This is a genomic window from Pseudomonas benzenivorans, from assembly GCF_024397895.1.
In the GTDB taxonomy this organism is placed as follows: domain Bacteria; phylum Pseudomonadota; class Gammaproteobacteria; order Pseudomonadales; family Pseudomonadaceae; genus Aquipseudomonas; species Aquipseudomonas benzenivorans_A.
The window spans coordinates 3,940,735-3,962,102 of the sequence record NZ_CP073346.1; the positions used below are offsets into that span (position 1 = coordinate 3,940,735).

Annotated in this window: 19 protein-coding genes; 17 read left to right on the plus strand and 2 right to left on the minus strand. The window is 64.0% G+C overall.

Features of this window, described 5'->3' with window-relative positions:
• Positions 1-68 precede the first annotated feature (68 nt).
• Complete coding sequence (gene metG / locus KDW96_RS18495; RefSeq protein ID WP_255837682.1) at positions 69-2,111, minus strand: methionine--tRNA ligase; 2,043 nt, start codon at positions 2,109-2,111, stop codon at positions 69-71.
• A gap of 217 nt (positions 2,112-2,328) precedes the next feature.
• On the opposite strand from metG, the gene apbC reads away from it, so the two are divergent.
• Positions 2,329-3,417, plus strand: a complete 1,089-nt coding sequence (gene apbC, locus KDW96_RS18500; RefSeq protein WP_255837683.1) for an iron-sulfur cluster carrier protein ApbC — start codon at positions 2,329-2,331, stop codon at positions 3,415-3,417.
• Positions 3,418-3,476: 59 nt separating this feature from the next.
• Here the strand turns inward: apbC and KDW96_RS18505 are convergent, their stop codons facing one another.
• The gene (locus KDW96_RS18505; protein WP_003245585.1) at positions 3,477-3,686 is read right to left on the minus strand and encodes a cold-shock protein; all 210 of its coding nucleotides are present in this window, start codon (positions 3,684-3,686) and stop codon (positions 3,477-3,479) included.
• 323 nt (positions 3,687-4,009) lie between these two features.
• Here KDW96_RS18505 and dcd point away from each other — a divergent pair, with 323 nt between their 5' ends.
• The 16 genes from dcd (at position 4,010) to KDW96_RS18585 (ending at position 21,364) form a co-directional block, all read left to right on the plus strand.
• On the plus strand, positions 4,010-4,576 hold the full coding sequence (gene dcd / locus KDW96_RS18510; protein WP_255837684.1) for a dCTP deaminase: 567 nt from the start codon (positions 4,010-4,012) through the stop codon (positions 4,574-4,576).
• Between the two features lie 296 nt (positions 4,577-4,872).
• On the plus strand, positions 4,873-6,738 hold the full coding sequence (locus KDW96_RS22395; protein WP_255837685.1) for a PAS domain-containing sensor histidine kinase: 1,866 nt from the start codon (positions 4,873-4,875) through the stop codon (positions 6,736-6,738).
• A complete protein-coding gene (locus KDW96_RS18520) occupies positions 6,735-7,118 on the plus strand; it encodes a response regulator (RefSeq protein WP_255837686.1) in 384 nt (127 codons plus the stop codon). The genes KDW96_RS22395 and KDW96_RS18520 overlap by 4 nt, the downstream gene beginning before the upstream one ends.
• Positions 7,115-9,190, plus strand: a complete 2,076-nt coding sequence (locus KDW96_RS18525) for a bifunctional diguanylate cyclase/phosphodiesterase (protein WP_255837687.1) — start codon at positions 7,115-7,117, stop codon at positions 9,188-9,190. Before KDW96_RS18520 ends, KDW96_RS18525 begins: the two co-directional genes overlap by 4 nt.
• A 106-nt stretch (positions 9,191-9,296) precedes the next feature.
• Complete coding sequence (locus KDW96_RS18530; protein ID WP_255837688.1) at positions 9,297-11,324, plus strand: ATPase, T2SS/T4P/T4SS family; 2,028 nt, start codon at positions 9,297-9,299, stop codon at positions 11,322-11,324.
• Positions 11,325-11,346: 22 nt separating this feature from the next.
• Positions 11,347-12,465, plus strand: a complete 1,119-nt coding sequence (locus KDW96_RS18535) for a type II secretion system F family protein (RefSeq protein ID WP_255837689.1) — start codon at positions 11,347-11,349, stop codon at positions 12,463-12,465.
• A gap of 149 nt (positions 12,466-12,614) precedes the next feature.
• Positions 12,615-13,151, plus strand: coding sequence for a type IV pilin protein (locus tag KDW96_RS18540; RefSeq protein WP_255837690.1), 537 nt, complete (start codon positions 12,615-12,617; stop codon positions 13,149-13,151).
• 14 nt (positions 13,152-13,165) lie between these two features.
• A complete protein-coding gene (locus KDW96_RS18545) occupies positions 13,166-13,714 on the plus strand; it encodes a pilus assembly FimT family protein (RefSeq protein ID WP_255837691.1) in 549 nt (182 codons plus the stop codon).
• Positions 13,711-14,151 carry a hypothetical protein gene (locus KDW96_RS18550; RefSeq protein WP_255837692.1) on the plus strand — a complete coding sequence of 147 codons (441 nt, stop codon included), beginning with the start codon at positions 13,711-13,713 and terminating at the stop codon, positions 14,149-14,151. Before KDW96_RS18545 ends, KDW96_RS18550 begins: the two co-directional genes overlap by 4 nt.
• 8 nt (positions 14,152-14,159) lie before the next feature.
• Positions 14,160-15,206, plus strand: coding sequence for a PilW family protein (locus KDW96_RS18555; RefSeq protein WP_255837693.1), 1,047 nt, complete (start codon positions 14,160-14,162; stop codon positions 15,204-15,206).
• On the plus strand, positions 15,203-17,383 hold the full coding sequence (locus KDW96_RS18560; RefSeq protein ID WP_255837694.1) for a DNRLRE domain-containing protein: 2,181 nt from the start codon (positions 15,203-15,205) through the stop codon (positions 17,381-17,383). The genes KDW96_RS18555 and KDW96_RS18560 overlap by 4 nt, the downstream gene beginning before the upstream one ends.
• A 164-nt stretch (positions 17,384-17,547) precedes the next feature.
• Entirely contained in the window at positions 17,548-18,744 is a 1,197-nt protein-coding gene (locus KDW96_RS18565) for a GGDEF domain-containing protein (protein WP_255837695.1), read from the plus strand.
• Between the two features lie 11 nt (positions 18,745-18,755).
• Complete coding sequence (pilM, locus tag KDW96_RS18570; RefSeq protein WP_255837696.1) at positions 18,756-19,817, plus strand: pilus assembly protein PilM; 1,062 nt, start codon at positions 18,756-18,758, stop codon at positions 19,815-19,817.
• Positions 19,810-20,472, plus strand: coding sequence for a PilN domain-containing protein (locus tag KDW96_RS18575; protein ID WP_255837697.1), 663 nt, complete (start codon positions 19,810-19,812; stop codon positions 20,470-20,472). The genes pilM and KDW96_RS18575 overlap by 8 nt, the downstream gene beginning before the upstream one ends.
• Positions 20,469-21,032 (plus strand): type IV pilus inner membrane component PilO, encoded by a 564-nt coding sequence (locus tag KDW96_RS18580; RefSeq protein ID WP_255837698.1) that lies wholly within the window; start codon positions 20,469-20,471, stop codon positions 21,030-21,032. The genes KDW96_RS18575 and KDW96_RS18580 overlap by 4 nt, the downstream gene beginning before the upstream one ends.
• Positions 21,029-21,364 (plus strand): hypothetical protein, encoded by a 336-nt coding sequence (locus KDW96_RS18585; protein ID WP_255837699.1) that lies wholly within the window; start codon positions 21,029-21,031, stop codon positions 21,362-21,364. Before KDW96_RS18580 ends, KDW96_RS18585 begins: the two co-directional genes overlap by 4 nt.
• Positions 21,365-21,368: the final 4 nt, after the last annotated feature.

The window sequence follows — 21,368 nt, forward strand, 5'->3', positions numbered from 1 at the left end:
CGCGTCATAACAGCGCAGTGCTGTTCCGGGCGGCCAGGGGCCCGGCGTCACCGCTCTGCCAGCGGGGGTTACTTGACCCGCTGGCCGGGCCTGGCGCCGCTGTCCGGGCTGAGCAGGTAGATCTCCTCGCCGCCGGGGCCGGCGGCCAGCACCATGCCCTCGGAGACGCCGAACTTCATCTTGCGCGCCGCCAGGTTGGCCACGTACAGGGTCAGGCGGCCTTCAAGCGCGCTCGGGTCCGGGTAGGCGCTCTTGATGCCGGAAAACACGTTGCGCTTGGCATCGCCGATGTCCAGGGACAGGCGCAGCAGCTTGTCGGCGCCCTCGACGAACTCGGCCTTCTCGATCAAGGCGATGCGCAGATCCACGGCGGCGAAGGTGTCGAAGGCGATCTCGGCGGCCAGGGGCTCCTTGCTCAGTTCGCCGTTGCCCGGCGCTGCGGCGATGGTTTCGCTGGCCGCGAGGTCTTCCTTGGAGGCTTCGATCATGGCGTCGATCTTCGCCGGCTCGATACGGGTCAGCAGGGCGCTGAACGGGTTCAGCTGATGGTCGGCCAGCAGGTACTGGTGGTCGTCCCAGGTCAGTGGCGCGACGTTGAGGAACGCCTCGGCGTCGGCGGCCAGCTTCGGCAGCACCGGCTTGAGGAAGATCACCAGCTGGCGGAACAGGTTGATGCCCGCGGCGCAGATGGCCTGGACCTCGGCCTGCTTGCCGTCCTGCTTGTTCAGCGACCAGGGTGCCTTGTCGGCGATCCAGGCGTTGGCGCGATCGGCCAGGGCCATGATCTCGCGCATGGCGCGGGCGAAGTCGCGGGCCTCGTAGGCCTCGGCGATCGACGGCGTGGCCGCGCTGAAGGCGCTGGTCAGCTCGGGTGCGGCATTGCCGGCCACCAGCAGGCCGCCGTTGCCCTTGTGGATGAAGCCGGCGCAGCGGCTGGCGATGTTCACCACCTTGCCGACCAGGTCCGAGTTGACCTTCTGCACGAAGTCCTCGAGGTTGAGGTCGAGATCGTCGACGCCGCGGCCCAGCTTGGCTGCGTAGTAGTAGCGCAGGTACTCGGGGTTGAGATGGTCCAGGTAGGTGCGCGCCTTGATAAAGGTGCCGCGGGACTTGGACATCTTCTGGCCGTTGACGGTCAGGTAGCCGTGCACGTTGATCGCGCTGGGCGTGCGCAGGCCGGCGCCTTCGAGCATGGCCGGCCAGAACAGGGCGTGGAAGTTGACGATGTCCTTGCCGATGAAGTGGTACAGCTCAGCCGTCGAGTCCTTGTTCCAGAAGGCGTCGAAGTCCAGTTCCGGTCTGCGCGCGCAGAGATTCTTGAAGCTGGCCATATAGCCGATCGGCGCGTCCAGCCAGACGTAGAAGTACTTGCCCGGCTCGTCGGGGATCTCGAAGCCGAAGTAGGGCGCGTCGCGGCTGATGTCCCACTCCTGCAGGCCGGCGTCCAGCCATTCGGCGATCTTGTTGGCCACGGCATCCTGCAGGGTGCCGCTGCGGGTCCACTGCTGGAGCATGGCCTGGAAGTCCGGCAGCTTGAAGAAGAAGTGCTTGGAGTCGCGCAGCTCCGGCACCGCACCGGAGATCGCCGAGCGCGGGTTCTTCAGCTCGGTCGGCTCGTAGGTGGCACCGCACTTCTCGCAGTTGTCGCCGTACTGGTCCTCGGCCGCGCATTTCGGGCAGCTGCCCTTGATGAAGCGGTCGGCGAGGAACATGCCCTTTTCCGGGTCGAAGTACTGGGTCACCGAGCGGGTGGCGATATGCCCGGCATCGCGCAGCTTCAGGTAGATGGCCGACGACAGCTCGCGGTTCTCGTCCGAATGGGTCGAGTGGTAGTTGTCGAACTCGACCAGGAAGTCGGCGAAGTCGGCAGTATGCTCGGCCTGCACCTCGGCGATCAGTTGCTCGGCGCTGATGCCCTGCTTCTCGGCGCGCAGCATGATGGCCGAGCCATGGGCGTCGTCGGCGCAAACATAGATGCACTGGTTGCCGCGCAGTTTCTGGAAGCGCACCCACATGTCGGTCTGGATGTACTCGAGCATATGGCCGAGGTGGATCGAACCGTTGGCATAGGGCAGGGCGCTGGTGACGAGAATCTGGCGGGCTTCGGGCATGGGGATCGGCTGCACTGGTAAAACGAAGGAAGTCGGCAACTATATAGGCGCTGCGGTTTTTTTTCACCCGTGTGCTGCTTCGGGCGACGCCCGCGAAGCGTCTTCGTCATGGTCGACGACGACGCGCAGCGGGCGTTCCTGCTGTGGTATGCATGCGCCGCGGGCGTCGCTCGGTTAGGATAGCCGTCTGTTTTGCTCGGTCTTTTTTGGAGTTGCCATGAGCCTCGTCACCCGTCAGGCGGTGGAAACCGCACTGCGTCAATACACCGATCCCCACCTCAATCAGGACCCGGTCAGCGCCGGTTGTCTGCGCGAAGTCGACATCCAGGGCGGCAAGGTGCGCGTGCGCCTCGAACTGGGCTACGCCGCCGGACTGTTCAAGAGCGGCTGGGCGCAGACGCTGCAGATGGCCCTCGAGGGGCTCGAAGGCGTCGACTCGGCCGAGGTTCAGGTCGACTGCCGGATCGAGGCGCACAAGGGGCAGGAGCAGGTGCCGGCCCTGGCCAACGTGAAGAACATCATCGCCGTGGCCTCGGGCAAGGGTGGTGTGGGCAAGTCGACCACCGCCGCCAACCTGGCCCTGGCCCTGGCTCGCGAAGGCGCGCGGGTCGGCATTCTCGATGCGGATATCTACGGGCCGAGCCAGGGCATCATGTTCGGCATCGCCGAGGGCACCCGCCCCGCGGTTCGCGAGCAGAAGTGGTTCGTGCCGCTCGAAGCCCACGGCGTGCAGGTCATGTCCATGGCGTTTCTTACCGACGAGAACACCCCGGTGGTGTGGCGCGGGCCGATGGTCTCCGGCGCGCTGATCCAACTGATCACTCAGACCGCCTGGGACAATCTGGATTATCTGGTGGTGGACATGCCGCCGGGCACTGGCGACATCCAGCTGACCCTGGCGCAGAAGGTGCCGGTCGCCGGTGCCGTGATCGTCACCACCCCGCAGGATCTGGCGCTGCTGGATGCCAAGAAGGGCGTGGAGATGTTCCGCAAGGTGCATATCCCGGTGCTGGGCGTGGTGGAGAACATGGCGGTGCATATTTGTTCGAACTGCGGCCATGCCGAGCACCTGTTCGGCGAGGGCGGCGGCGAGAAGCTGGCGGTGCAGTTCGGCGTCGACCTGCTGGCCTCGATGCCGCTGTCGATGGCCATCCGTCAGCAGTCCGACGGCGGCAAGCCGACCACCATCGCCGATCCGGAGAGCCAGATCGCCATGCTCTACCAGGCCACGGCACGTACCGTGGGTGCGCGCATCGCTCAGGGCGGGCAGGTGGTCATGCCGACCATCCAGGTCAGCGACGACTGAGTTTTCGCCAGGCACAAAAAAGCCCCGCCGAAGCGGGGCTTTTTTTAAGTCAGTGCAGGTTAGATAACCTGAACTTCCTCAGCTTGCATGCCTTTCTGACCACGAGTGGCCACGAAGGAGACCTGCTGGCCTTCTTTCAGGCTCTTGAAGCCATCGCTCTGGATAGCTTTGAAGTGTACGAACAGGTCGTCACCGGATTGCGGGGTGATGAAGCCGTAGCCTTTTTCATCGTTGAACCACTTAACGGTGCCAGTCTGACGATTGGACATGTGATATCTCCTAACAAAAGTAATAGCAGCCCTGGAAAAGCCCAGGCCGGGACTGAGTGCAACGAGTACTAGGAGTCGGACGATGTTTGGATCGAAATCTAGGCATCAAGTAGCGATTCGCGGTGACACATGCAGCACAGTGGGGTCACCATACCTGCTTTTCTCGTCGAGCGCGAATGCTCTGTGCGCCTTTTCACTAATTAATGGCTGCTGGCGACGAACGTAGCGCTCCCCTGGCACCGGTCGACAGCCTTTGAACCCAGTCGCCGGCCCCGGTAAGATGCGCTCACTTTTTCACCATCAGCCCATTCAGGACGCCCGCCATGAGCATCAAATCGGACAAGTGGATTCGCCGCATGGCCCAAGAGCACGGCATGATCGAGCCCTTCGTCGAGCGCCAGGTGCGCAACGAAGGCGATGCGCGCCTGATCTCCTATGGGGTTTCCAGCTACGGCTACGACGTGCGCTGCGCGGATGAATTCAAGGTGTTCACCAACATCAACTCGGCCACGGTCGACCCGAAGAACTTCGATGAGAAGAGCTTCGTCGATGTGAAGAGCGATGTGTGCATCATCCCGCCGAACTCCTTCGCTCTGGCCCGTACCGTCGAGTACTTCCGTATCCCGCGCAACGTGCTGACCATCTGCCTGGGCAAGAGCACCTACGCGCGCTGCGGCATCATCGTCAACGTCACCCCGTTGGAACCGGAGTGGGAAGGCCACGTCACCCTGGAGTTCTCCAACACCACCACGCTGCCGGCGAAGATCTACGCCAACGAAGGCGTGGCGCAGATGCTGTTCCTCGAGTCCGATGAGGCCTGTGAAGTGTCCTACAAGGACCGCGGTGGCAAGTATCAGGGCCAGCAGGGCGTGACTTTACCCAAGGCCTGAAAGCGCCTTTCCCATCAGTTTAGAAGTAGCCGGGCCTATGCCCGGCTTTTTCATGAGCAATCGCTTCTTGCGCCGAACTCGTCGATACCCCACCACGGCCCGGGCCGGCAAGGGCTGGGTTCCGGTCGAATGCATAGTCTGCTCAACCCCATCATTAAAAGCCGACTATACCTAGTGGGTGCCCTGCGCATGCTTGGATCAGGTAGCAAGGCTCGCCTGGTCGCAGCGAAAAAGAAGAGTGAGCAACGCCTGAGCACAGATACGAATTACAGTTGTATTCGGGGGATCTTGCTGGGATGCCGAAGAAATCGCGCTGGAGCTGGAGGCAAGAACGCTTGGGGCTGGCCGCTGCTGGAGCTGCCGTTGTGGCCACGGCTCTGGTGCTGGTGCTGCTGGTTCAGCATTTACTTCAGCAGGAAAGGCAACAGGTTCGTGAGCAGGGGTTGAGCCTGATCCGGACCTTGTCCGCAATGCCTGCCGACAAGCTGATACCCGAATCCGCTCGCTGGGGCGTGCTGACGGCGATCCACCACAGCCTGAAGAACAGTCATTTCGCCTACATTTCCCTGAATGCCGCCGATGGCCAGGTGCTTGCTGAAGAAGCAGCACCTGGGGTCGCCCCGGAGCGGGTCAAGGTGAGCTCGGAGCCCGCTTCCTGGCACGGTCGGCGGGACGTGACCCTGGTCGACGATAGTCGCCCGATGACCGAGTTCTATGCGCCCGTTCTGGCACAAGGGGAGTTTAAGGCATTGATCCGGATTGCCTTTTTCACGCCCCAGATCAGTACCTTGTTTCCGCGACTGCCGTTCTTTGCCGCATTGGCCGCGCTGATCCTGCTTCCGGCGGGGATATTGCTGATGCTGATTCGGCGTCAGCTGGCGCCGCTGTCCCAGTTGAACTGCCAGATGGAGTTGCTGCTCAACCGCGAAACGGTCGACAGCCAACCACTGGCCATGGAGGCTAGCGGCGAGCTGCTGGTGTTTGCGCAGAACTTCAATCGCTATGTCGGCCAGATGCAACAGCAGCTGGATGAGCAGGAAAAGGCCCAGCAGCAGCTAGTGCTCGGCAGCCAGATGAGCAATTTCAGGCACGCGCGCGTTCAGAGCATTCTGCACAGCATTCCCGAGGCCCTGCTGGTGCTGGATCAGGCCGGGCGCATCAGTTTTAGCAACGATAAGGTGCAGGGCTGTTTTGAGCTCGATGCGCCGGTAATGGAGGGCCAGACGCTGCGTGAGTGGTGTCCGTATCAGGAGGTCATCACCTTTCTGAGCCCAGCGCACGCGCGTTACGCTTCCGGCATCCCGCCCAGTTCGCTGGTGTTCAAGGTCAGCGACAGTGCGACCCGGACAATGGAACTCAGCCGTTTTCCGCTGGTGTCGCCCTGCGACAAGGAAACTATCTTTGGCACTCTGGTGGTGGGGCGCGACGTTTCCGAATTGTGGATGGCCAAGCACGACCGCAGCGAGTTCATTGCCCAAGTGGCCCATGAGCTGAAGGCACCGTTGAACGCACTATCGCTCTACAGCGAGGCCATGCTGGGCGAGGAGGGGCAGTCGGCAGATTTTCGCATTGAGGCCTGCAACGTCATTAATGATGAAGTGCTGCGGCTGTCGCAGTTGATCAATAACCTGTTGAACCTGAGCAAGCTGGAAGGCGGCGGCCTCAAAGCCGAGCGTCAGCGGGTCCGTCTGCACGACTTGCTGGAAGACACCTTCCAACAAGTCGCCAGTGCCAGCCCGGGCCAGTCGCAGCTGCAGTTCGAGCTGGATATCCCCCAGGAGCTGAGCGCCTTGTCCGCCGACAAGGAGCTGCTGCGCATCGCCATCAGCAACTTGCTGAGCAACGCGGTCAAGTACAACCGGCCCGGCGGTCGGGTCAAGCTCAGTGCCGAGGAGACGGAGACGGCCATCAGCATCTCGGTCGAGGACACTGGGCTGGGCATCAGCGAAGCTGACCAGGCGCGCATCTTCGATAAGTTCTTTCGCTCATCCAGCTCGGCGGTGCAGCAGCGCAGCGGGCACGGCCTGGGCCTCTCAGTGGTCAAGGAAATCGTCGCCCTGCACCACGGCGTGCTTGAGCAGCAAAGCCAGCTTGGTCAGGGGACGAGGTTCACTCTCTTGTTTCTGAAGTCGACCGGGGTGGTAAAGGAGATGGTCTCGTGAGCGCGCAGATACTGCTGGTCGATGATGAGCCCCATGTCCTTCGACTGATGCGCCTCAAGCTGGAAGGTGCCGGCTACCGGGTGGATACGGCGGGCAATGGCAAGGAAGGGCTGCAGAAGCTCCAGCAGCAGCTGCCGGATGTGCTGATTACCGACATTCAGATGCCGGAAATGAATGGCGAACAGCTCTGTCAGGCCATAACTGAACACTGGCCCGATCGGCGCTTCCTGATTGTGTTGTTGACCTCAAGGACCGAAGTTGAGCACAGACGCTGGTCTTCGGGCATCGATAAGCTGTGGTTTATCGAAAAGCCGGTGAGCATGCGCAGACTGCTTGATCGACTCGACGACTATATCCAGGTAACCCCGAGGCAGGTATGAACAGTTCGATCAAGCTGATCGATTTTTCCCGCTATGACCGCTACGTCCGCGCGCAACTATCCGAGTTGCAGGCGTGGGTCCTGTCGGACGATGACGGCAGGCTGATCTACGCCACCTGCGCGGAGGAAAACGCCCAAGCCTTGATCTGCCAGGCCAGCATTCAGGATTGCGCCGGCGAAATCGTGATCAGCGCGCCCAATAACGCATTTCTCGGACGGCTTCACTATTGGCTCGAGCACCACAGCGACGTTTCCAGGGCCGTGATGCAGATGGTTGCGGACTGCATCAGTAAAGAGCTGGCATTGCAGTGTGAGCTGGATGCCATGGCGGGGGAGCTGACCGAGCGCTACGAAGAGCTGCATCTGATCTACGACACGGAGGACCAGTCTGCCAGTTACCAAGAGTGTCAGCAGGCGCTGGACCAGCTCGTGGGCAACTGCCTTGGTTACCTGGAGGTGGACAGGGCCCTGCTTTGGTTGCCGGCGCAGAAGATCACGGTGCTGCACGACAAGCCGGATCTGCCATTCGAGCATTCACTGTCCATCGAGGGCACAGTCAAGCAGGCGATTTTACGCGCGGTTAAGCGGGATGAAGGCGCTGTCGTGATCAATCAGCTGGCCGAGCGGTCAGATCTGGGCCTGGACGAGAGACTCCCCTGCAAGCTACTGGCCGTGCCGGTGTCCGGCAGCAATGGCGCCTGCATCGGCGTGCTGGCGCTGCTCAATGGACTGGTGAAACGGGATTTCAGCAACAGCGACCGCAGTCTCATAGAAGCCATGGCGCGCAAGGTCAGCAAGCTGGTGCATGGCAGTTACGATGAACTGACCGGGCTGCTCAAGCGCAAGGGCTTCGAGTATTACCTGCGCCAGGCCATGGGCGGAACCCGCTATCAAGGGCTGAGCCACTCTGTGCTGTGTATCAATCTGGACAAGTTCAGCGTGGTCAATGACACCCTGGGGGTAGAGGTGGGCGACCAGCTGCTGAAGGCAGTCACCGAGGTCTTTCAGCAGGAGATTCGCGACAGCGACACCTTGTCGCGGTTGGAAGGCGACAGCTTCGGCCTGTTGCTCACCAGTTGCCCCCTGGACCATGCGAATACCATTGCTGAGCGCATCCTGGGTGCGGTGCGACAGTTGCAGGTGGGGCAGTCGGACGCCGCACTGCAGGTGACCGCTCGAATCGGTTTGGGCTCGTTGGATGCCGACGCCCGCGGGGTCGAACAGCTGATGTCGGGCCTTGATGTTGCGCTCAAGGTGGCCAAGGAGCAGGGGGGGGATCGGGTTCGCCGCTCAGGGCCCGGGGATCTGGAGATGCAAAACTGGGCCAAGGCCATGCGATGGGTCGCCCGTATTCAGGGCGCGGTGCGCGACGACCGGTTCGAGTTGCTGCTCCAGCCCATCGTGGCCTTGCACGCGGATCTGGAAGGGGCGGCTCACGGCGAGTTCCTGCTGCGCTACCGGGGCAGCGATGGCGCCCTGGTGTCGCCCCAGCACTTTATGCCGTCAGCCGAGTACTACCACCTGATGCCCAGCGTCGACCGCTGGGTGGTTAAGCGCGCATTGGCACAGATCGCGGATTTCCGCATGCCGGGGTGCTGGTCGATCAACCTGTCCGGGCAGACGCTGGCCGATGAGGGATTCGATAAAGAACTGATTCAAATGATCCGCGACAGCGGCGTCAGTCCGGATCGGCTGTGCTTCGAGGTGACGGAGACATCGGCCATTGGCAACCTGCTGCTGGCGCAGAAGCTGATCGCCAAGCTCCGCCAGATGGGCTGTCAGTTCGCTCTGGACGACTTCGGCACCGGCCTGTCCTCGTTCACCTATCTTCGGGAACTGGAGGTGGACTTCGTCAAGATAGACGGTTCCTTTGTGCGGCATATCGCCGAGGATCCCGTCGCCTTCACCATCGTCAAGGCCATTCATGACGTGGCCAAGCGCATGGGGCTCAAGACAATCGCCGAATGTGTCGAGAATGACAGCATCAGGGCAGGTCTGTGCCAGATTGGCGTCGATTACGCCCAGGGCTACTACTTCGGTCGCCCCGAATCCATTGGTGACAGGCCTAGTTGAGTCGAGGACAGGGATTATGGACAGCAGCATCGCCGCTTCAGGCCTTCCCGGCGCCACACGTCTGAGCGACTCGAAAGGGGAGGGGGCGGAGGCGAGTCTTGCCCATGTGTTGCACGCGAAAATCGGTGTCATCGCCTACCTGACGCCGCTCGGCTCGCTGCAGGCGGGCGAAGCTCGGGAGGCGCTGCGCCAGTGCTCCAGCGCCCGCTGCGAGCAAGGCGAGTGCCAGCAGGTGATCGATCTGTCCAGGGGCGCCACCCTGAGCAGCGCGGTGCTGGAGCTGTTGCTGGATATCCAGGAGCAACTGGGTCCCCGGGGTGGCAGCCTGCGCATCGCCAATGCCAGCGACGTGGCAGGAGAAGTGCTGCAGTTCACCGGTGTCTGCGAGCTGGTGGAGTTGACCGAGGCCGGTCCGCGCTGGGTTCAGTGCAAGTCATCCGAAGCGGCCTCGGGCCTGCCTCGGCTCGGCGACATACTGCTGCAGCGTGGCCAACTCAGCGAACAGCAACTGGCCGAAGTCATCGAATTGCAGCAGCGGCTGGGCAAGCGCATGGGGCAGATCGTTACCGAACGTGGTTGGGTTTCGGAAACCCACCTGCTCGAGGCATTGAGCCTGCAGATGGGCTTGCATTTCATCAACCTTCGCCCGGGCCTGTTTGATCCGATGAGTGCGCAACTGGTCGATGCCGCCACCTGCGAGCGCCTGGGCGTGGTGCCGCTGTTCAAGCTGCGCAGCGAGTTGCTGGTGGCCACCGCTGATCCTCAGGACATGCCGGCGCTCGACGAGCTGGAGGAGCTGACCGGTCTACACATCAAGTCAGTCCTGGCCTGCCGCGAAGCGATCGAGAGGGTGATCGGCCTGGCCCGTGCCGACAGCCAGTTGAGCGACCTGCAGCTGATTGGCGAGGCGGAGCAGGACTTGGAGGTGATGCAGTCGCCGCTGCCGGAGGACTATGCCCAGATCGACGAAATGGCCCAGGGCAGCCCGGTGGTCAACATGGTCAACGCCATCATCCAGAGGGCGGTGTGTGACGGCGTCAGCGATATCCACATCGAGCCCGGCCGTGGTCATGCCAAGGTGCGCTACCGCATCGACGGCGTGCTCTACCAGGTACTCGCGCCGCGCATGGAGTTGATCCCGGCGATGGTTTCGCGGCTCAAGGTCATGGCCAACCTGGACATCGCCGAACGGCGGCTGCCGCAGGATGGTCGCATCCAGGTGCAGACCAAGGGCAAGGCGGTGGACCTGCGCTTCAGCTCGCTGCCGGGGCTCTACGGCGAGAAGGTGGTGCTGCGGATCCTGGACAAGAACCAGGCCCTGCTCGACGTCAACAAGCTGGGCATGGACGAGCGCAACCTGCAGGCCTACAAGCGTCTGTTGTCGCGCAGTTACGGCCTGATCCTGGTGACCGGCCCGACGGGTAGCGGCAAGACCACCAGTCTCTATGCGGCGATCAACGAGCTCAACAGCATCGAGAAGAACATCGTCACCATCGAAGACCCGGTCGAGTACCAGATCGACGTGGTCAACCAGAACGAGGTCAGGGAGCGCATCGGCCTGACCTTCGCCAAGCTGCTCAAGCATGTGCTGCGTCAGGATCCGGATATCGTCCTGGTGGGCGAGATCCGTGACCGGGAAACCGCCGAGATCGCGGTGCAGGCGGCCCTGACTGGCCACCTGGTGCTCTCGACCCTGCACACCAACAACAGTTGCGGCGCAATTACCCGGATGATCGACATGGGCATAGAGCCTTACCTGCTGGCTTCGGCTTTGGTCGGGGTGGTGGCCCAGCGCCTGGTACGGCGCATTTGCAGCCACTGCAAGAGCCAGTATCTGGCGCCGGTGGAACTCTGCAGCCATTACGGTTGGCCGCAGGACGGCACGGTGAAGCTGGCCCGCGGGCGCGGTTGCGAGAAGTGCTACGACTCGGGCTACCGCTCGCGCCTGGGCATTCACGAAATCTTGCCGGCCACCAGCGAACTGCAGCAGCTGATTATCAAGAACCCCAGTCTCGAGAGCCTGCAACAGTACATGCGTGAGCAGCAGATCGCCTCGCTGTTCGAGGATGGCTTGGCGCGGGTCAGGGAGCAGTTGACATCGGTCGAGGAGATCGCCCGAGTGGTCAACAGCTAGGCCAACGCACAGGAGTCAGGCAATGCCGCTAACGGTTGATACCGCACAGAAGGCCGCGCGTGCCCCGGCCAGCCCGCTGGCGGGCTTCGGTAAGCTGCTGCAGCCAAAGGCTGGCGCCCAGGAGCGCATTTTCTTTACCGAGCAGCTGGCGCTGCTGCTGGAAACCGGCACCAGCATGCATGTGGCGCTCAACACCATGGAGCAGCATGTCAGCAATCCGATGATGGCCAGTATCCTGCGCGACCTGGCCCGCCAGGTTTCCGAGGGGCGCTCGCTGTCCCAGGCGCTAAGCACCCATCCGGCATTGTTCAGCACGACCTACGTCAACCTGGTCGCCGCCAGCGAGGAGGGCGGTTTCCTGTTGCCCGTGCTGGGCCGCCTGCTCGAACATGACGAAAAGCGCCAGCAGCTCAGGCGAACCCTGATTTCGGCCGCCTCCTATCCGGTCTTCCTGATCCTGTTCTCGCTGGCGGTGGTGGTATTCGTGCTGGTAGCGGTGTTCCCCAAGTTCGAGGCCATGTTCAGCGCCATCAAGGACCAGCTGCCCTGGACCACCCAGGTGCTGATGCTGCTCAGCGACCTGGTGCGCCATCACTGGCCCTGGCTGGCGATCGCCGCCGGCCTGCTCGGCGCTGGGGCCTGGTACTTGGCGGCAACCCCCCGGGGACGGATGCACCTGGATCGGCTCAAGCTCTCGCTGCCGCTGATCAGCCGGGTCTATATTCAGATCTACATGGTCGAGTCGCTGCGGGTGCTGGGGATGTCCCTGGCCAACGGAGTGAGCGTGCGCGACGCCTTGGTCTCGGCCCGGGACGTGGTCAAGAATCAGCTGTTTCAAAACTTCATCTGCCAGCTCGAGGAACAGGTAAAAGAAGGCAAGGGCCTGGCCATGGGCTTTCGCCAATCGCCGCTGATTCCCGTGCTGGTGCAGCAGATGGTGGCCACCGGGGAGGAGACCGGCAATCTGCCCAAGGTGTTGGAGCGCCTGGCTGGTTTCTATGAGCGGGAGCTGAGCAAGCAGCTGGAGATGCTGTCGCGCCTGGCCGAGCCGTTGATGCTGGTGGTGATGGGGGCGGTGGTCGGGCTGCTGGTCAGTTCGCTGATCCTGCCGATCTTCAAACTCTCCCAGGTGGTGCATTGAGCGATTGAAGAGTGCTGGCGTTATGCCGCTCCGGTGACTAGCCTTCTAGAGGTTGAGGCGCCAAGGCGGATCCTACTCAGAACGTACGCGCAAGAATATTCGGCTGGACAGGCGAGTTGAAATAACAACGAAGTCGCGAGGTAAGGAAGATGTGCCGGAAAAATCCCCAAGCTGTGCGTGGTTTTACCCTGGTGGAGTTGCTGATCGTGGTGATCATTCTCGCCGTCTTGGCGGCGATCGTGGTGCCACAGTTCGCGTCCTCCACGGAAGACGCCAAATCCGCCGCGGCCGACAGTTCCCTGGCCAATCTGCGCTCGACCATCGACCTGTACTACCAGCAGCATGGCAAGTATCCGGCCGCGGTGACCGCGGTACCGACCAAGGCGTGCAGTGGAACCGCCGGTACCGGCGCCCTCACTACCGAGGCGGCCTTCCTCGCCCAGCTGACCCTCTACAGCGATGCCGATGGGGGCACCTGCTCGGTGCTCGACGCCACCAACCACAAGTTCGGGCCCTACCTGAAGAAGGCCACCATGCCGGCCGACCCCTTCATGAACGTCTCGACTGTGCAGGTGGTCTCCACCGGTGACCTGAACATGCTCGCCAGCGGTACCACCGGCGGCTGGAAGTACGACACCCTCACGGGCAAGGTCATCATCAACCACACCGATCACGACGACCGCTAAGGCGGTGACCGCCGATGCGCGGCGTTGCAGCCGGCCGAGGGCTGAGCCTGGTCGAACTGCTGGCGGTCGTGGCGATCCTCGGCGGGCTGGCCCTGGTGGCGCTGCCCGGGCTCTCCGCCGGCGACCCTGAGAAGCTCGACCGGGCGGCGGCCGAAGTGGCCGCGGCCATCCGCTTCGCTCGGGCCGAGGCGCAGCGCACCGGCATCGAGCATGGCGTGGAACTCAACCCCGGCACCCAGCAGCTGCGGCTCTACCGGTTGGATACAGGTGGCGGGCCTACAGCGGTCTACGACGTGCGCCATCCGCTCGACAAACGCTTCTACCAGCTGAGCTTCGGCAGCGCCCCTCTGCTGGGCGGCGTGCGCCTGCAGAGCGCGCAATTCCTCTACCAGGGCTCGGCCACGGCCCGTAGCCTGGTCGGCTTTATCGCCGGCGGCCAGCCGAGCCACAACGACGCCGGTACCCAGCGCCTGCTGAGCAGTGGCACGGCAGTGTTGAGCTACCGCGGGCGCCAGCGCACCTTGCTGGTGACGCCGCTGTCCGGCCGGGTGACGGTGCAATGAGGCGCGCGCTGCACGGCAGGCAACGGGGCCTGAGCTATGTCGAGCTGCTGGTGGCCAGCGCCTTGATCGCCGCGACCCTGCTGCCCGCCTTGCAGGCCCTGCAGGGGGGCGCCCAGGGGGCGGCCCAGCATGCCCGCGACAGCCTCGACCGGCAGCTGCTGGTGGCCAAGCTCGAAGCGGTGCTGGCCAGGCCCTTTGCCGAGCTGGCGGCGGCGGCCACCGCTGCAGGCAGCCGCACGGTCGCCAGCAGCCTGTCCGACGCCGTGCCCAGCGGCGATGGCCGGACTCTCAGTCGCCAGGTGTTTCTGGGCTACTACGATGGCGACAACGCCGACGCCGACAACGACCCCTTCAGCGGCACCGACCCGGGGCTGCTCTGGGTGCGGGTCGTGATCGCCGGCAGCCGCCATGAACTCCAGAGCCTGACCCGTCAATGATGCCGCCCATGAGCAAGTCGCTGCGGGCCGGCCGGCGCCCGATCAAGGGTCAGCCGCAGTCGGGCTTCAGCCTGCTCGAGCTGACCCTGACGGTGGCCATCGCGGCGTTGCTGATGGCCGGCCTGTCCGGGGTGGTCGGCACCAGCCTGCGCTTGCAGGCCCAGGCCCAGACGAGCAACGAGCTGACCGGTCAGGCCCGTTTCGCCCTCGAGCGCATGGCCGCCGCGGTACAGGGCTCGCGGCGCCTGCTGCTGCCGCTGGCCGACAGCCCCAAGACCAACTGGCCCGAGCATATCCGCATGCAGAGCGTGCCGGCGCAACCGCCGCAGGGCAGCAGCAGCAAGGCCACCGCGGTGCTGGCGGTGACCCTCGACCCGACCCTGGATCTGGATGCCGATGGCTGGGCCGATGCCAACAACGACAAGGACTACCTCGATTTGAACAAAAACGGCGTGCGCGACCCTGGTGAGCCCGAGCGCATCGACGAGGACCCGAGTCACGACAACAGCAGTGACGGAGCGCCCGGCCTTCGCGGCATCGACGACGACGGCGATGGCCTGGTCGATGAGGGCTCGGACAATACCGACAACGACGAGGACGGCCTGATCAAGGAGGACAAGCTCGACGGCCTCGACAACGATGGTGACGGCAGCGTCGATGAGGATCTGCCCAGTGACCTCAATATGGACCTGAAGGCCGGCGTGGCCGGCGTCGACGACGATTTCGACGGCCTGATCGACGAAAGCCCACCGCCCGACGACGACGAAGACGGCAGGAATGACGAGGACTGGTTCGACCCGGTGGTCTTCTACCTCAACGGCAGCGACCTGATCGAGCGCTGGCCGTCCCTGGTCGACACCAACGGCGACGGCCTGGTGACCGGCGCGGACTTCACCGAGAGCGTGATCGCCAGTTCGGTCAGCCACTTCCGGATCGAACGCGTCGCCTTGAGCAACGGCCGGGCCGTACTGCTGGACCTGACCCTGGAGTTGAGCGGCAGCGGCGGCCAGAAGCGCCGCTTCAACACCCGCCTTCGCCTCGGAGCGCGCTTGTGAAGGGCGCCAGCCGGCCGCGCCGGGGCGGCCAGAAGGGCTACGTGCTGCTGGTGGTCATGGTGACCCTGACCCTGGTCGCCGCCATCGCCCTGCAACTGAGCCGGCAAAGCGGCCTGGAGGCGGCCATGGTGCGCGGCGAGGCGGCCACCACGCAGGTGCGCTATGTCGCCGAGGCCGGCCTCAATCACGGCCTCTGGCGGCTCGACCAGCTCGGCTGCAGCGCCGATCCCAGTCTCGGCGCGACCGCCTTCGGCGGCCACAGCTACAGCGTCAGCGTGACCCCGACCAGCGGCTCGCCGGTGACCCTCAGCGCCAGCGCGGCACTGGCCGGCGGCGCCAGTCTGAGCATCCGCCGCGAGCGCCAGCGCCGTTACGCGCCGCCCGGCAGCCCGCTGGTGCTGCAACCCAATGCGGCCCAGGGCAAGGACACCTTTCTCTACCAGTGGAAGCCGGTCTGGAATTACGGCGGCTCCGGCAACCTGGATGCCGGCGACAATGGCTGGGACAGCACGTGGCGGGCGCTGCTGCAGTTCGACCTCAGCGCCATTCCCGCCAGCGCGCGCATCGTCTCGGCGACCCTGGCCCTCTACCAGAACAACCCATCGATGAGCCCCGGCCGCCTTGGCGTGAGACGGATCAGGACGGCCTGGACCGAAGGTAGCAACAACGGCGCGAGCGGCAGCGGGGCCACCTGGAGCGAAAGCGCCCCCGGTGTGCCCTGGGCCACTGCCGGCGGCGATCTGGACGGCAGTGCCTTCGCCAGTACCCAAATGACCAATACGGTCGGCTGGTTCAGCTGGGATATCGGCAAGCTGGTGGCCGGCTGGGTGGCCGGCGAATACCCCAACCACGGGCTGGCCCTGGTCCACGAGACCCCCTGGGCCGCCGGCCGCTTTTCCAGCAGCGATGCCAGCGACCCGGCGCAGCGGCCCAAGCTGACCGTTACCTATGCCTGCGAGTGCGGCCAGAGCTGCGGCGCGCTCGCCGTGCCGAAGCCCGGTGTGCTGCTGGTGGTGCCCGACCCGGCGGCGCCGGATGCACAGGACAGCGCGCGCAAGGCGCTGATCGAGTCGTTCAACTACAGCGTCCGTCTGATCGACGACGATGCTCCGCACTTCACCTTCGACCAGGCGCTGACGGACGTGAGGGCCATCTACGTGAGCCTGCAAAGCAACAGTGCCGGTCTCGGCACGCGCCTGCGCAACGCCTCCGTGGGCATCGTCAACGAGCACGGCGGCCTGGCGGCCGATCTGGGCCTGTCGGCCAACAGTAACGTGACGGCCGCGCGCAACAGCATCAACGTGCTCGACAACAGCCATTACCTGACATCGCCCTTTGCCATTGCATCGACCATCATCACCCGGTCGAACCAGCCGATGATCATCCTCGGCGGCCAGAAGGCCCCGGGCCTGATCATTCTGGCCGATGCCCTGCCTTCGACCAGCGCGCAGATACTCTCGCTGGTCGACAGCGGCGGCGGCCTCTACGGCGGCGGCACGGCCCCGGCGCGGCGGGTGCAGTTGCCCTGGGGCGCGCCGGGCTTCGACATCAAAGCCCTCGACAGCAACGGTGAGGGCCTGATGCGCCGGGCCGTTGAATGGGCTGCGGGGATGGATACCAAGCTGCCGGCGGGCGGCAGCCAGGTGATGCTGATCGTCGCCAGTGACACCTACATCCGCGAATCCTCGATCAGCAGTTACGGCAGCAGCAGTTCGCTGAGCGTCGGGCGCAGCAACGGGCAGGGGCACAACATGCACAGCCTGCTGCGTTTCGACCTGAGCACGTTGCCGCCCGGTTCGCGGATCAATTCCGCGACCCTGCGCCTGTTTGCCGGCGCCCGCAACGGCGCCGAGCCCTTCAGCATCAAGGCGCACCGCATGACCCAGACCTGGGAAGCTGAGGCGGCCACCTGGACCAACGCCAACGCCGCCACCAACTGGAGCGGCGGCCCTGGCGGCAGCTACGCGCCGACGGCGGTGGCCACGCTGGCGGCGACGGGCACCGGCTGGTACCAGTGGAACCTGGCCCCCTTGGTCCAGGAGTGGGTCGATGGGCTCAGCCCCAACCAGGGCGTGGGGCTGATACACACGGCGGTCTCGTCGAACAACCGCGTCGATTTCCACAGCCTCGAGGGGGCCAGCCGGCCACAACTGGTGATCGAGTACAGTCCGCCCTGATCGGGCACCCTTGCCGTGGGCTCGCCGGACGGGCAAATCTGTTCCACTGGCAGTGACGGTCGGCTCGTTAACTCTGGTATACACTCAGTGCAGAGCCGGTTTAAGCGATAAGCATAAGAATAACTTGAACTTCTGGCGGCCTTCGGCGCCTTCAAGGAGCGATGATGGCAGGGCTAGGGCAGCGCAGGCAGCAGTTTACCGAAGGTCTGAAAACCCTCTGGGCCGATGGCCGCTTCGTCGGCAAGGAACTCAGCGCCTACGCCGAGGCGCGCATGTTCAAGCAGGTGCGCGACGGCATCATGCTGCTGGGACTGGTGGCGCTGATGCTGCTCAGCTGCGGGGCCGCCTTCTACGCTTGGATCGGCCTCGACCAGCCACTTGATCAGCGCTATGTCTACACCTTCTCGGTGCTCGCCCTGCTGGCCCTGAACACCATCGTCTCCTCCCTGGCCGTCAAGCAGACCCGCATTCTCTACCTGCTGGCCATCACCCTGCTGGTGATGAGCGGCTCGGCCTTCGTCCTCCTGGCCCATCAGACCGGTTCGCTCAATGCGGCGCTGCTCTCCAGCGTGGTGCTGCTGTTCATGGTGGTGCCGCTGGTGCCCTGGGGCGTGCGCGAGGCGAGTCTGGTGGTGGTGCTGATCTACCTGGTGTTCACCCTCTCGACCTTTAGCGTATCCGGGCGATTCGAAGAGCAGACCCTGTGGGGGCTGCAGTTTCTGATGATCGGCTCGGCGCTGATCACGTTGATCGTGGTGGCGCGCAACGCCGGGGTGCGTCGGCAGGACATCGAGTCGCACTACCTGCTGGAGCAGTCGCGTCAGGAAATGGAGCTGCTCTCGTTCAAGGATCCTTTGACCGGGGCCTGGAATCGGCGCTTTCTCGAGCATAACTTCGCCCAGCTGCTCGAGGACCTGCGCCGTCGCGGTGAGCCCTGCCACCTGGCGCTGCTGGATCTGGACGACTTCAAGGGGCTCAACGACAGTTGCGGCCACCAGGCCGGTGATCTGGCGCTGCAGCGGCTGGTACGGGTGCTTCAGGAGCAGCTGGACCCCACCGCCTTGGTGATTCGCCTGGGCGGTGACGAGTTCTTGCTGCTGCTGGCGGCGGCCGACCCGCAGGCCCTGCTCGCGGGCTGTGCCGAGGCGCTGCTGCGCGATCCGCTGCTCAGGCGCCAGCCGTCGATGCGGCCGGTGCGCTTCAGCGTCGGCCTGAGCGCGCTGGTCGGCAGCGGCGAGTGCAACCTGGAGCAGGCCTATCGCACCGCCGATCAGGCGCTGTATAGCGCCAAGCGCAACCGAACTGCGCCTGCTGCAGCCCGGCCGCAGCGCCCGTTATCGGGCCCGGGGGCGCTTCTGTGACCGACGCTGCCATGGGACTGGTACTGCCTGAACACAACAAGGCTCGCTACGGGGCCATTGGGCTGGAGTTCGCCCTGGGCAAGCTCAATGTGGCGCAACTGCGCCAGCACCAGGGGGACATGCAGATCCAGGCCTGCGCCTCGGTGCCCTATGGCCAGGATCGTGAGCAGTTGTTGCATTCGGCCCGGGCGCTGAAGCCGCTGCTGACCCAGCTGCTGCGTCAGCACCCGTTCAAGGGGCGGCGCGTGGTCACCACCCTGCCGGCGGCCATGGTGCGTACCCTGTCGCTGAATTATCGGGCGGCGGGCGAGCAGGGCGACGCCGCGGTGATTTTCGAACTGTTGCAGGGACGCCTGAAGGAGAATCTGGACGAACTGGTGATCGACTACATACCGACCCGCCAGGACCCGGAGCGCGCGGATCGCTCCGCGATCGTGGCCATCACCCGGCGTGAGGAGGTGATCGGCTATCTGGAACTGCTGCGCAACGCTGGGCTGGAGGTCGAGGGGCTGGAGATCGGCCAGGTGGCCATTCGCCGCCTGATTACCAGCCTGACCGGAGGCGCCAGCACCGAGCACAATCTGGTGATCAATTTCGCCAGCCGGCGCAGCTACATCACCCTGATATCCGGCCGCCGCCTGCTGTTCGATCACCGCATGGACTTCGGCGAGGAGACGCTGCTGCAGCGCCTGTCCGCGGAGCTGCAAATCGATGCCGAGATGATCAGGGCAATGCTGGCGGATCCTGAGTCGGCGGACGACAGCACGGAGCTGCAGGGCCTGGTCATGGAGGTGCTGCTGCCGGACCTGATGCACCTCGCCGAGGAGATCAATCGAGCATTGCTGTACGCCGCCTCGGAGCTGCACGGCCAGGCTGTCACGCGCGTTTATATGCTCGGCAGCTTGGCGCGTTGGCAGGGACTGCACGGTCAGCTGAGGCGTTTGATCAACATCGAGGTAGTCTTGCCCGATCCGCTATCGGCATTCGCCGATAGTTTCGCCTACAGGGGGCTGCGCCAGGATCTGTGCATCGCCACGGGCCTGGCATTGAGGGGGCTGGGCGTCGATGCATGATTTCGATCTGATACCCCAGGATTATCGCGCCTGGCTGTGGCGCCGGCGTTTTGTCGTGCGCATGGTCTGGCTGCAGTTGCTGCTGGCCGCCTTGGTGGCGGCGGTGAGCCTGGGGCTGGGTTGGCAGAGCCGGCAGATGGAGCAGCGTCTGGAAGCGCTTCAGGCGCAGCGCAACATCAGCGATCTGCAGCGCACCCAGCTGCTCGAATTGGGCAAGGTCCACCAGCAGTTGCAGCAGCAGGCCCGGTTTCTGGAGGGGCTGCGCAGCGGCATCGCCGCCACGGATTTGCTGCAGGCGATCGATCGGGCTTTGGTGGACGAGGGGGTCTGGTTCATGCGCTGGAGTTTCCAGCGTGATGGCAGCCTGGTGGAACAGGCGGCCCCTCAGGCGGGCGACACCGGCTACTTTATTGTCGTCCCGTCGCAGACCTCGCCACAGGACAGTCAGCGCCAGGTGATGCAGTTCCACACGCGGATGAGCGTCAAGGGCCAGGCATTGGACCATGCGACCCTGTCGGCCTTCATCCGCCGCCTGTTGGAGCAGCCGCAAGTGACCGATGCCTACCTCAAACGCACCAGTGTGCGTCAGTACACAGCCTCGCAGGTGGTGGACTTCGACCTGGAAGTAATGGTCAGCAGCAAGGTGGCCGGATGAGTTGGGATCAATGGCTAAAAACGCTCGATAGCCGATCTCTGGTCCTGGCCGTGGGCGGCGCTGCACTGCTGCTGACGGTGGCGCTGGTCAGCCTTTTGCTGGTTCCGCAGGTTAAGAGCTATCTGGCAGTGGGCGACAGCCTGGCGCTGATCGAGCAGACGCCCGGCAGCGGCGAGCAGTTGGATCAGGAACTGGAGAGCCTGCGGCAAGTGGTGGCCCAGCTCGAGCGCCGGCTGCATGGCGATATGGCGCAGCTGCCGGCCAAGCAGCTGCAGAATTACGTGGTCGATGCCCTGCAAACTTTGTCCTGGCGCCATCAAGTGGCGCTGTCCAGCGTTGTCCCGCGCCAGGGCACCACCATCGATCGATATCAGGAGTTGGTGTTCGAGGTCGAACTGAAGGGCAACTATTTCGACTTCTACGCCTGGCTGCAGCAATTGCGCGAAGCGCTTGGCTTCGTGGTGATCTCCCACTTTGATATTCAGCCCTTGTCGACCGAGCCGGGACAGACGCCGTTGTCGATCAAGTTGTCCTTGACCACCTACCGGGAAATTAAATGAGTCGATACTCGCTCGTGCTGTTGGCGATGACGTTTGGCATCCTGGCCGTGGCTGGAGAGTCACGGGCGGAGGTGACAACAGACCCCTTCAGCCGGCCCACGCTGTCCCAGGCTGCATCGCAGGCGGTTTCGCTCGAGGCCGGGGCGGGCCTGGAACTGCGCGGGATTCTGCTGGCCGGAGAACACTCGGTGGTCAATGTGGGCGGGACGATTGTTGCCTTGGGGGAGGCGATCGATGGTTACCTGTTGACGCAGGTTTCTGAAGAAGCGGCGGTGTTTCGCAAGAACAATGAATCGATTCGAATCCGATTAAAAGGCCATGGGGAAGAGTAACGGT

What these genes read in the sequence shown, in the direction of transcription:
- pilM (WP_255837696.1), top strand. Translation starts at nt 18,756, where the DNA reads ATGGGACTGGTACTGCCTGAACACAACAAGGCTCGCTACGGGGCCATT.
- KDW96_RS18555 (WP_255837693.1), top strand. Translation starts at nt 14,160, where the DNA reads ATGAGCAAGTCGCTGCGGGCCGGCCGGCGCCCGATCAAGGGTCAGCCG.
- KDW96_RS18545 (WP_255837691.1), top strand. Translation starts at nt 13,166, where the DNA reads ATGCGCGGCGTTGCAGCCGGCCGAGGGCTGAGCCTGGTCGAACTGCTG.
- KDW96_RS18565 (WP_255837695.1), top strand. Translation starts at nt 17,548, where the DNA reads ATGGCAGGGCTAGGGCAGCGCAGGCAGCAGTTTACCGAAGGTCTGAAA.
- KDW96_RS18540 (WP_255837690.1), top strand. Translation starts at nt 12,615, where the DNA reads ATGTGCCGGAAAAATCCCCAAGCTGTGCGTGGTTTTACCCTGGTGGAG.
- metG (WP_255837682.1), bottom strand. Translation starts at nt 2,111, where the DNA reads ATGCCCGAAGCCCGCCAGATTCTCGTCACCAGCGCCCTGCCCTATGCC.
- KDW96_RS18505 (WP_003245585.1), bottom strand. Translation starts at nt 3,686, where the DNA reads ATGTCCAATCGTCAGACTGGCACCGTTAAGTGGTTCAACGATGAAAAA.
- KDW96_RS18550 (WP_255837692.1), top strand. Translation starts at nt 13,711, where the DNA reads ATGAGGCGCGCGCTGCACGGCAGGCAACGGGGCCTGAGCTATGTCGAG.
- KDW96_RS18580 (WP_255837698.1), top strand. Translation starts at nt 20,469, where the DNA reads ATGAGTTGGGATCAATGGCTAAAAACGCTCGATAGCCGATCTCTGGTC.
- KDW96_RS22395 (WP_255837685.1), top strand. Translation starts at nt 4,873, where the DNA reads ATGCCGAAGAAATCGCGCTGGAGCTGGAGGCAAGAACGCTTGGGGCTG.
- KDW96_RS18575 (WP_255837697.1), top strand. Translation starts at nt 19,810, where the DNA reads ATGCATGATTTCGATCTGATACCCCAGGATTATCGCGCCTGGCTGTGG.
- dcd (WP_255837684.1), top strand. Translation starts at nt 4,010, where the DNA reads ATGAGCATCAAATCGGACAAGTGGATTCGCCGCATGGCCCAAGAGCAC.
- KDW96_RS18525 (WP_255837687.1), top strand. Translation starts at nt 7,115, where the DNA reads ATGAACAGTTCGATCAAGCTGATCGATTTTTCCCGCTATGACCGCTAC.
- KDW96_RS18535 (WP_255837689.1), top strand. Translation starts at nt 11,347, where the DNA reads ATGCCGCTAACGGTTGATACCGCACAGAAGGCCGCGCGTGCCCCGGCC.
- apbC (WP_255837683.1), top strand. Translation starts at nt 2,329, where the DNA reads ATGAGCCTCGTCACCCGTCAGGCGGTGGAAACCGCACTGCGTCAATAC.
- KDW96_RS18585 (WP_255837699.1), top strand. Translation starts at nt 21,029, where the DNA reads ATGAGTCGATACTCGCTCGTGCTGTTGGCGATGACGTTTGGCATCCTG.